General features: G+C 69.7%; 8 protein-coding genes and 1 pseudogene. 8 read left to right on the forward strand and 1 reads right to left on the reverse strand.

All coding sequences use genetic code 11. From position 1 onward, the window contains the following. The first annotated feature begins 88 nt into the window (after nucleotides 1-88). Genes ribA through ACFYY6_RS32800 form a run of 4 tightly spaced genes read left to right on the forward strand, consistent with a single transcriptional unit; the run spans nucleotide 89 to nucleotide 4,710 of the window. Nucleotides 89-1,645 (forward strand): GTP cyclohydrolase II, encoded by a 1,557-nt coding sequence (gene ribA, locus ACFYY6_RS32785; RefSeq protein ID WP_389197004.1) that lies wholly within the window; start codon nucleotides 89-91, stop codon nucleotides 1,643-1,645. Next, nucleotides 1,642-2,988 (forward strand): glycosyltransferase, encoded by a 1,347-nt coding sequence (locus tag ACFYY6_RS32790; protein WP_389197006.1) that lies wholly within the window; start codon nucleotides 1,642-1,644, stop codon nucleotides 2,986-2,988. The genes ribA and ACFYY6_RS32790 overlap by 4 nt, the downstream gene beginning before the upstream one ends. Next, nucleotides 2,988-4,106, forward strand: coding sequence for a hypothetical protein (locus tag ACFYY6_RS32795; RefSeq protein ID WP_389197008.1), 1,119 nt, complete (start codon nucleotides 2,988-2,990; stop codon nucleotides 4,104-4,106). Before ACFYY6_RS32790 ends, ACFYY6_RS32795 begins: the two co-directional genes overlap by 1 nt. Continuing rightward, nucleotides 4,066-4,710: a hypothetical protein gene (locus ACFYY6_RS32800; RefSeq protein WP_389197010.1), complete on the forward strand. Its 645-nt coding sequence runs from the start codon at nucleotides 4,066-4,068 to the stop codon at nucleotides 4,708-4,710. The genes ACFYY6_RS32795 and ACFYY6_RS32800 overlap by 41 nt, the downstream gene beginning before the upstream one ends. A 2-nt stretch (nucleotides 4,711-4,712) precedes the next feature. Here the strand turns inward: ACFYY6_RS32800 and ACFYY6_RS32805 are convergent, their stop codons facing one another. Beyond that, nucleotides 4,713-5,339, reverse strand: coding sequence for a hypothetical protein (locus ACFYY6_RS32805; RefSeq protein WP_389197012.1), 627 nt, complete (start codon nucleotides 5,337-5,339; stop codon nucleotides 4,713-4,715). Nucleotides 5,340-5,415: 76 nt separating this feature from the next. On the opposite strand from ACFYY6_RS32805, the gene ACFYY6_RS32810 reads away from it, so the two are divergent. From ACFYY6_RS32810 to ACFYY6_RS32825, 4 genes and pseudogenes are all read left to right on the forward strand, one after another. Continuing rightward, nucleotides 5,416-5,901 carry an NUDIX hydrolase gene (locus tag ACFYY6_RS32810; RefSeq protein ID WP_389197014.1) on the forward strand — a complete coding sequence of 162 codons (486 nt, stop codon included), beginning with the start codon at nucleotides 5,416-5,418 and terminating at the stop codon, nucleotides 5,899-5,901. 31 nt (nucleotides 5,902-5,932) lie between these two features. Then, nucleotides 5,933-6,985, forward strand: a complete 1,053-nt coding sequence (locus ACFYY6_RS32815; RefSeq protein WP_389197016.1) for a glycosyltransferase family 4 protein — start codon at nucleotides 5,933-5,935, stop codon at nucleotides 6,983-6,985. 353 nt (nucleotides 6,986-7,338) lie between these two features. Further along, on the forward strand, nucleotides 7,339-8,292 hold the full coding sequence (locus ACFYY6_RS32820) for a hypothetical protein (RefSeq protein ID WP_389197018.1): 954 nt from the start codon (nucleotides 7,339-7,341) through the stop codon (nucleotides 8,290-8,292). Between the two features lie 570 nt (nucleotides 8,293-8,862). Continuing rightward, a pseudogene (locus ACFYY6_RS32825) lies at nucleotides 8,863-9,219 on the forward strand (NUDIX domain-containing protein); the annotation flags it as partial. Nucleotides 9,220-9,313: the final 94 nt, after the last annotated feature.

The raw sequence follows: 9,313 nt of genomic DNA on the forward strand, positions 1-9,313 counted from the left end.
TGCGTCTTCGCCCGGCGGTTCGTCTTCTCCGCTTCGGAGGCTTCGCCGCCGTGGTCTCGCACGCCTTGGCAGCTTAGGAGGCCCGCTCATGGCAGCGCACCACCAGCTCTCGTTCCCTGTCGTCGGTACCACGCACGCCGTCCGTGAAACGCGCCACCGCCTCGTGGCCGCCGTCAGCGCGTGGGACATACGGCTCGGTGAGGAGCGGTTGGGCGGGATCGAGCTGGTGGCAGGCGAGTTGATCGCGAACGCGGTGCTACATGCCGGGGCCGGTCCGATCACCCTGGACGTCCGGCTGGACGGCACGGAGCTGGTCGTCGCCGTTCACGACACGGATCCGGCCCTTCCCCGGGCGACCACCACCGGGCCGGAGGCCGAGTCCGGGCGCGGACTGCTGCTGGTTGCCGAGTACGCCGACCGCTGCGGAACCGAGCCAGCGGCGTCCGGCAAGCGCTGCTGGGCCGCGTTCGACCTTTCCCTGTCATCCAACTCCGAGGAGGGTGCCATGACTCCGGCACCGGCTATGCCCACCCCGTCTCCCCGCGTCATCGACCGGTTCACCGGCTCGTGGGAGTTCCTGTCGAACTACTCGGCCGCCACGGTTCGGCTCGACGGGGCCGAGTACCCCACGGTCGAGCACGCCTACCAGGCCGCCAAGACCCTCGACCGTTCCGTCCGTACGCGGATTGCCACCCAGCCCGACCCGGACGAGGCCAAGCGCCTGGGTCGGCGCCACGCCGACCGCCCCGACTGGGAGGAGGCGAAGGTGGCCGTGATGCGCTCGTTGGTCGAGCAGAAGTTCCAGGACCCGGAGCTGCGCGAGCGACTCCTTGCGACGGGCACGGCCGAGCTGGTGGAGGGCAACGACTGGGGCGACGAGTTCTGGGGCATGTGCGCCGGGCACGGTCAGAACACGATGGGGCTGATCCTCATGGCTTTACGCGAGCAGGCCCGGCGGGAGACCTCGGATTCCCACGAGGCGTGCGAGGCGCGGACGACCGACCTTTCCGGCACTCTCGGGTGCGCCGCCCAGGCCCGTATCCCCACCGCTCATGGCGTGTTCACCGCCTGGGGATACCGCAATGTGCTGGAGGGCGGGGAGCACCTGGCGCTCACCCTCGGCCGGATCCGGCACGCCGAGCAGGTGCTCGTACGGGTGCACTCGGAGTGTCTGACCGGCGAGGCACTCGGCTCGCTGCGGTGCGACTGCGGGCCGCAGCTGGACGCGGCCATGGCCGCGGTGGCCGCCGAGGGCGCCGGGGTGATCCTCTACCTGCGCGGACACGAGGGCCGGGGGATCGGGCTGCTGGCGAAGCTACGGGCGTACGCGCTCCAGGACGCCGGGTTCGACACGGTCGATGCCAACGCCTCGATGGGGCTGCCGGCGGATGCCCGCGATTACCGGGTCGCCGCCCGGATCCTGGCGGATCTCGGTGTGCGGTCGGTACGGCTGCTGTCCAACAATCCGGACAAGGTCGAGGCCCTCACCGCACTCGGCGTCGACGTGGCCGAGCGGCTGCCGCTGCTGGTGGACGCCAACATCCACAGCCTGGAGTACCTGCGGACCAAGCGGGACCGCATGGGTCACGACCTGCCGGGACTGCCCGAAGCGACGGATCTGGTCGGCGCGGAGTTCGCGTCGTGACCGCGCAGCAGGACTTCCGCCTGATGAGCGGACCCGACGAGGTTGCCCCGCTGTGGGCGCGATGCGGCCACGCTCCGCTCGAAGTACTGGTCGAGGTCCCGTTGCCGTCGGCCACGGTCCGCCTTGCCGCGCCAGGACGGCCGAGCTGGATCGGCCGGGGTGACACCTGGCGGCACGCGCCGGCCCGGCACGCGCTGGCCGTCCTCGCGGACACGAAGCAGACTGCAGGGCCCGTCCGCCTGCTCCTGGCCGAGCGTGGTCGTCGACGCGTCCTGGCGATCCTGGCCGAGGCCGACGTTCCACACCCCTGGTTGGTGACCGGGTGGCTCGGCTGGCCCGACACCAAGCCCATCGGTAACCAAGGGCCCCGGATCCGAGAAGCGCTCGCGGCCCGCAGCAACGACTACTGGACACTGGACCTGGCCGCCCGTGCCGTCGGATTCGGTCCCATGGACGCGGTCCATGTCCCGCCGCTGCCCTGGTGGGCGGGCATCAGCGTGGTCGTCCCGGCCCGTGGAGTGCAGGACGTCCTGCCTGGTGTCCTGCACGCGCTCGCCGATGCCGCTGCCCGGCTTCCGGCCGGCACCCCGTGGGAAGCACTCGTCATCGACGACGCCAGCGACCCGCCCCTCGGCCTCCCGCCCGGGCTGCCCCGCCAGATCCGCCTGGTCCGCTCCGACACCCAGCTCCACTGCGGCGGCGCCCGCAACCACGGCATGGCCCGCAGCCGCCATGGCCTGATCCTCTTCTGCGACGCGGACACCCACCTCGCACCCGACTACCTGACCGAGCACGTCGCCCGCCACCTGCTCGCCCCGAACCTGATCACCGTCTCACTGCGCGACCACATCCCCGCTCACCTGCCCGTCCCGGCTCGGGCACCGGACGGCAGCCGGGACTCCCGCGTCTCCGCGCACTACAAGCCGGGGCGCCTCGGCCTGGCCCCCGTCCCTGAGCCGGTCACCGTCCACCCGATCCGGCAGACGCGCGGCTTCCGGGACTTCGGCAACGGCCGACACCTCGGCCCGGTGGACCTGCCCTTCATGGTCAAGGGCAACAACCTGGCCCTGCCCGCCGCGACCGCCCGCTCCATCGGTTTCCCGCCCGACTTCACCGGCTGGGGACCGGAGGACGTGTGCTTCGCCGCCAAGGCCATCGCCCGAGGCTCGTACGTCGTACCAGTGCTGTCCACCGGGGTGTTCCACCGCGAGCACCCGCCCCGCTCGGGCAGCGCCGCCCGCCGGGACGCCGAACTCGCCGCCAACCTCAACCGCTACGCCCACCACCTGGGCGGACGCGCCGCGCTGCCCTGGCAGGTGCCGAATCAGGTCGGGGCGCGCTGATGACCTTCGACGTCACGGACGCCTGGCACCCCACCGTCAACCCGTCCGCCCGCATGCCCGTCCACCACCACCGCCACCTCGCGGTCCTCGGCCGCAGCGACGGACTTCTCAACGAGTTCCCGCGCCATCGCGGCGGCACCACCATCCGCCTCCCACGCGTCCGGTACGGGCGCCTCCACGTCGTGGAGCTGGGCGGGGACAGCGTCTTCGCCCCGTGGTGGCTCCCGGCCTCCGAGCCCGACGCCGTACGGCACATCACCACCGTCTACGAGACGGCTCTGCGGCACCCGGAGCCGACAGAGGAGGAGCGTCGGGTACTCGTCGGCCTACGAGAGGACTTCGCCGCACGGTGCGCGGAAAGGAGTAACGGCCTCACGATCGGCGAGGCACTGTGGCAGGCCACCGACGCCCTCCACCGCAGGCTCACCCCGTCCCTGCCTCGCCTGACCCTCACCAGCATCACCCGCTCCGACGCACGGCACACGCTGGCCCGGGCGCTCGGCCACGTACCTGGCGGGCTGCTCACTGCCCTCGTGCGCTGGGCCGAGCAGGAGCACCGGCCGATGTGGCCACTGCTGGCTGTGGCCACCAGCCCCGAGGGCGTGCCGCTGCGCGTTCGCCTCCACGCCGCGGATGGTCGCTTCGACCTGTCACCCCTGCCAACGACCAGCGACGTCCGCCCCACAGGCGGGACCGTCCCGCTTGGCGAGGCCGAACTGATCAACCTCCTCGACGCCGGCCGACTCGTCCCCGGCTCCCGCCTGACCGCGCTCGCCGAAGTCGCCCTGCATCTGGCCGGCGCCCCCGTACGTCACTTCGGCAACACGTACGGCGCCTTCGACATCCTGAGCACCCTGCTCGCCGCTCCGGAGGCGCCGGACATTCCCTGCTGCCCGGACGACGAGGACTCCTGGCACTACGCCGACCTGCCGCTCGGCGACGACCACCGCTACCCGCTCCACCTCGTCGAGCTGGCCGCCTGCACGACCGAGGCCCACGTTGCCGCCGACGCGCTCATCAAGGCTTCGCTGGCCAAAGGCGCGCCCATCCCCCTGGAGCTGAAGGGAGGAGACCTGGATGCGACCGTACGCGCTGGAGGGGCTGGACTGCTCCGGTAAGAAGACGATCGCCGCCTTGGTCCAGAAGCACCTGCGTGAGCGGGGGCTGGACACGCGGATCGTGATCGGCCCCCTTCTCGGAGGCAGCATCGGCCGCCTCGACGCCCGGCTCGCCAATATCACCGCCGCCGTCCCCAGGGGCACCCCGACCGATCTGCTCCGCCGCGGGCTGTACGTGGCTGAGCCCGCGCTCGACGGGCTCCTGTTCCGCCCCGGGCCGGTCCGGGCTCTGAAAGTCAGCACCCACTTTCGTGCCTGGGCCCGCGCCGCGGTCGAGAACGACCGGTGGATGGCCCGCAGCTACCGTCACACCCGCGCTGCCCACCTCCGGTACGCGGGCGCCACCCTGCTCCACACCGACTTCAACACCCGCCTGGCCCGGCACCGGACCGATGTCGCCGCCGGCCGCACCACCAAGGTCGAGCGCCGTCGGTTCCTCGGACCGGACCTCACGGCCTTCGCTGCCTGGCACGACATCCTCGACCGCCTCATGTCCGCGCAGGTACCGCACCTGCTGCGCCTGGACAGCACGGACGCGGACCCCGGCGAGCTCGCCGCGAAGATCGCCCTGCACGCGGCCTCGTGCTGGGAGGCCGGCCGGTGAGCTCAGCCGCGCAACAGACCGGCCAGGTACATGGCGTCCGGCCCGTCGCACACGTGGACCAGGTTCCGCAGCAGGTACTCGCCGGGCTTGCGGTCCAGGAGCATGTGCCGGACGTACGTCTTCCACCACTGCAGCACGCACGGGTCCTGCCGACCGGACAGCAGCCACACCTCCACGGGATCGGAGGCCAGGTAGTCCACGAGATCGGCGCGAACCTGCTCGAACTCCACCGTGGTGGTGGCTCCGCCGTACACCGTCTCGACTCCGGCCTCGCCCAGCATGATCCGCCGCTCGGCTTCCACCTCGAACCCCAGCAGCCGAACGGCCCGCCGTACGACGTCACGGGTCCGCTCCGGCCCGTCCCACAGCAACCGCCCCGCCTGCAGGAGCCGTTCGGCAGCAGCATCGGGAGCCACCACCGTGCCCCTGAACGCCTCCTCGGTCTCGGCCCGTTCAGCAATCTGGGTGGCGGCCCGCCGTGCGCTCGCACGCCACGGCTCGGCCAGGCCCTCCAAGCCCTCACCGGCGCACTGGGCCGCCAGGGCCGCGTAGAAACCGGCGGCGCGGTGACCGCGCACCGTGCTGTGCGGACCGTCGAGTGCGTCAGGCTTGCAGAACACCACAGGCATGCCCAGGACTTCACACCGAACTCCATCGCCGGGCAAGCCGTTTCCGACAACTCGACCCACTACCAGGAGAAACCCCGTGGTCTCCTTCCACTGGATCACCGACCCCCTGCCCGACGACATTCCCGTCCGCCAGGTGTACGGCTTCTGCTTCGACGACACCGGCCGCGTACTGCTCCGCGAGGATGCCGGCCGCTACGGCCTGCCCGGCGGCAAGCCGGAACACGGCGAGGACGCCCCGGCCGTCCTCGCCCGCGAGTGCCGCGAGGAAAGCCAGATCACCATCGGCGAGCCGGTCTACCTCGGCTACCAGGAGGTCACCGAGGACGGGCTGCCGCCGTACGCACAGCTCCGCCTGGCCGTCCGGATCAGCGACTTCCTCCCGCGCGAGCCCGACCCCGACACCGGCCGCACCTACGGCCGACTGGTCGCCCCGCTCAACAAGGCTCCGGCGCTTCTCGACTGGGGTATCGACGGACTCCTCCAGTCCGCAGCCGCCGTCCAGGCCGCCTACCGGCTCGGCCTCGACCCGGCAGCGGTCCGTGAAGAGACCTGGCGCAACTGACCCACCCACCCGAGGAACCCAGGGAGCCCCGATGCGATGGCAGTTCCACTACCCCAAGCGCACCAGCTTCTACCCGCCCGACTACGACAACCCCGGACTCGGCGGCTGCGAAGCCTCCCTGGTCCTCCTCACCCGCACCCTCGCCGCCCGAGGCCACGATGTCACGGTCTTCAACTGCTGCTTCCGCCCCGGCACGTACGACGGCGTGACCTGGCGCATGACCTGGGAACTCGACACCGCCCCGGCCCCCGACGCAGCCGTCGCGGTCCGCTTCGACGAGGCCCTGTGGCCCGCCGACTCCAAGGCCGGACACCACCTCTTCTGGATGCTCGACGACCGAGCTCGGGGCCCGGCCGCCTTCGCCGACACCTTCTGCGACCGTGGCGGCCAAGTCGTCCTCGCTTCCCAAGCCATGCAGCAGCGGGTCGAGGCGGCCTCCGTGAACATCCGCACCCACCTGATTCCGCTCCCCGTCGAGACCGAGCGCTACACCCGGCCCCTCACCGGCCGCGCTCCCATCTGCCTCTTCGCCAGCATGCCCAACCGCGGCCTCGACGCAGCCCTCACCCTCTGGCCACGCATCCGCGCCGCCGTCCCCGACGCCGAACTCTGGGTCACCAGCGGCTGGCAGCTCTGGGGCTTTACCAACTCCGAGTCCGACGACCGCTGGCACCAGATCCTCGGTGGCCGACCTCTCCCCGACGGCGTCCGCCTCCTCGGCACTCGCCCCCGCGCCGAACTGATCGAGATCCAGCAGCAGGCCGCCCTCACCCTCTACCCCTGCCGCTTCCCCGAGATGTTCTGCCTCTCCGCCGCCGAATCCGCCGCAGCCGGCACCCCCGTCATCACCAGCCCCGTCGACGCCCTCACCGAACGCGTCCACCACAACCACACCGGCATCCTCATCGACGGCGACATCACCCACCCCGACACCCAGCACGCCTTCGCCACCGCCGCCATCGGCCTCCTGACCGACCCCACCCGTCGCACCGCCATGGCCCGCGCAGGCCAGGCAGGTGCCGCGCGCCTTGCCCCGGACAGGGTCGCAGCGGCCTGGGAGACCTTGACCATCTCCAGGGCATAGCAGTCCTTGAGTGGTGATGACGTCTCATGTAGCACGACCAGTCGGTGGGATGCTCCAAACTGCCCTGTGTGGAACTGTTAACGATAGCCGTCGGGATCGTCGGCTGGGTGCTCGTTGGTGCCGTGTGGGAGATGACCCGGGAGGTGCGCCGACTGGTAGGCCACCGGATTGTCCCTCCGGTCAGGAGCGCCGTCCGAACTGTGAGACGTAGACGCCTGCTGTGGGCGCGCAGCAATTCCGGGAGGCTGCTCGACCAGCTGCGGGAATTGACGCCGACGAGCGTGGTGAACCGGCTTCCTCTGGGGTGGGCTCTTGTTCCCAGGTGGGTGGCTCGGTGGTTCTACGCCACCCAGGTGGCCCTGCCCATCCTCGCAGCGCTGCTCGGCCTCGTGCTGCTGTTGGTGTGGGAGGCCGGCGAGCCTGGAGCATGGAGTAAACCCTCCTTGCCACCTTCAGGAGACCTGGAAAGGGATCCGGATGCGATTGATCCGGTGGGGGCGTTGACCGGATGGGCACGCGGTATTCCCGAGCAGGTGCGCCAATGGGGCGGATTCAGTGATGTGCTCCATACGGTTCGCGCACCTGTGATGGTCCTCGCCGTCCTGGTTGTTGCCCTGGTGACACGTCGGGTGGTTGTGGCGGCGAGGCATGCCAAGGATCCAACGCGGCAGCGTCTGGAGCGCGAAGAGCAGGACCGGAGGCGCCGCCGAGGCGGCGGTGTCATTGGAGGGCCTGCTGCATACCTGGAGTGTTGGCCAGTGGTGGCACTTGTGACATCCGCGTTGCAGTGCGCCGAGGCGTATCGCCAGCACCACACTTCTCCGCCGGGTAGCACGGTGGACAGGGTGTCGATGCGAACTGCGGAGCGAATCGTCTGGCAGGCATTCCGGTCACGCAAGGGCAAGGCTCGACGCCACCATGAGCGGGTCGTCAAGGTGCACTCTGAACGAGTGGTCGCAGCTCTACGCGAGGCTGAGGCTCGCCAGGACGCTGAGCCTGAGAAGGCGCTGGAAGACCTAATGGTCATGCTGCTGACGATCGCCGAGCGTTACGCCGAGGGCCACGTGGGTCGGCTCTTGGACGAAACTCAACTCGGCGAGGACCGTGTTGCCCCGCGCGAGGGCCTGCGGTTCGCCGCCGTCGGGGTATCAGTGGTTGCCCTCCTGGCGGGCGCCTCGCTGGCCGGCCTTCCTGATTCCGCTCTCGCCGCCCTGTTGCCGGTGCTGGTTATTGGGGTCGCGATCGTTCTGAACAGAGGAAAGGTGCCCACTCCTGGCCAACTGACCGACCTGATCATCCCCCGGTAGCGGAAAGGGCGCCCCATCATGGTGCTGGGCAAAGCATCCGAGAGGGTGGGTCGTTGGCGTCTGCTCAGGAGAACCTCCGCGAGCCCGCGACGAGGCGGTGCCGTATCAAAACGATGCAGAAGCGGTTCGAGCTCGACTTTTACGTGAGTGATATGTGAGCGGACGGGGATGTACCCGATGGACGTGTCGTCACGCTTGCAAGATCAAAAAGCCTCTGACCAGGGCGGACAGGAATCAGCGTGATTACAAGACATGGCCCGTCACGATCTTGCAGGCTCTGCCGCCCTGCTGAGTGAGCCCGAGTGCTGTGTGCGACTCCACGACACCACCCTCTACACGTCCATGTTCCGCTACGACGACAACCTGCTCGTCAACCCACACATCTGTGGCCAACCGGCCAGCGCCAACCCCGTCCTGCACCTCAAGACGTTGCTGATACAGGGGGGTTCGACAACTACGCTGAAAGCTTTGACGCCGTCCGGAACGCCGCGAGGCATTGTGCACCCGACCAGGAGGGGACCGCCGACCACGGGCAGGACTGAGTACTACAACGACCCCTCTGCTCTGAAAATGAACACCCTCATCCCGGCCAGCAACCTGCTCGTCGCCGACGAGACGGGCGCCATCCTCCTCTAGCGTCGCCGCGACACTGGCCAGTGGGCCCTCCGCGGCGGAGCCCAGGACATCGGCGAGACCGCGGCCGAGTGTGCGGTGCGGGAGTGTCTGGAGGAGACCAGCATCATCGCGGAGCTCACCGGTTTCCTCGGTGTCTACACCGACCCGAACCACATCGTCGCGGACACCGACGGCGAGATCTTCCAGTGGTACGAGAACACCCACATCGGCCAGCCCATCGGCGGAGTGCCCACGATTAACGAGGAAGCCGACGGCGTCCGCTTCGTTCGGCCAGCGGACCTCGACCAATACTACTGAACTTGATTGAGTGATGTCGGGCTATCGGCCTGACAGTTGAGCGCCAGGTCCGGTAGTTCTGGTTGGGTGAGATACGCGCAGGGCGGCG

The organism is Streptomyces sp. NPDC001750 (assembly GCF_042892615.1).
Taxonomy (GTDB): domain Bacteria; phylum Actinomycetota; class Actinomycetes; order Streptomycetales; family Streptomycetaceae; genus Streptomyces.

Bases quoted from the DNA above. Each gene is read 5' to 3' on its own strand.
- ribA (WP_389197004.1), top strand. From the start codon at position 89: ATGGCAGCGCACCACCAGCTCTCGTTCCCTGTCGTCGGTACCACGCAC.
- ACFYY6_RS32795 (WP_389197008.1), top strand. From the start codon at position 2,988: ATGACCTTCGACGTCACGGACGCCTGGCACCCCACCGTCAACCCGTCC.
- ACFYY6_RS32800 (WP_389197010.1), top strand. From the start codon at position 4,066: ATGCGACCGTACGCGCTGGAGGGGCTGGACTGCTCCGGTAAGAAGACG.
- ACFYY6_RS32805 (WP_389197012.1), bottom strand. From the start codon at position 5,339: ATGCCTGTGGTGTTCTGCAAGCCTGACGCACTCGACGGTCCGCACAGC.
- ACFYY6_RS32815 (WP_389197016.1), top strand. From the start codon at position 5,933: ATGCGATGGCAGTTCCACTACCCCAAGCGCACCAGCTTCTACCCGCCC.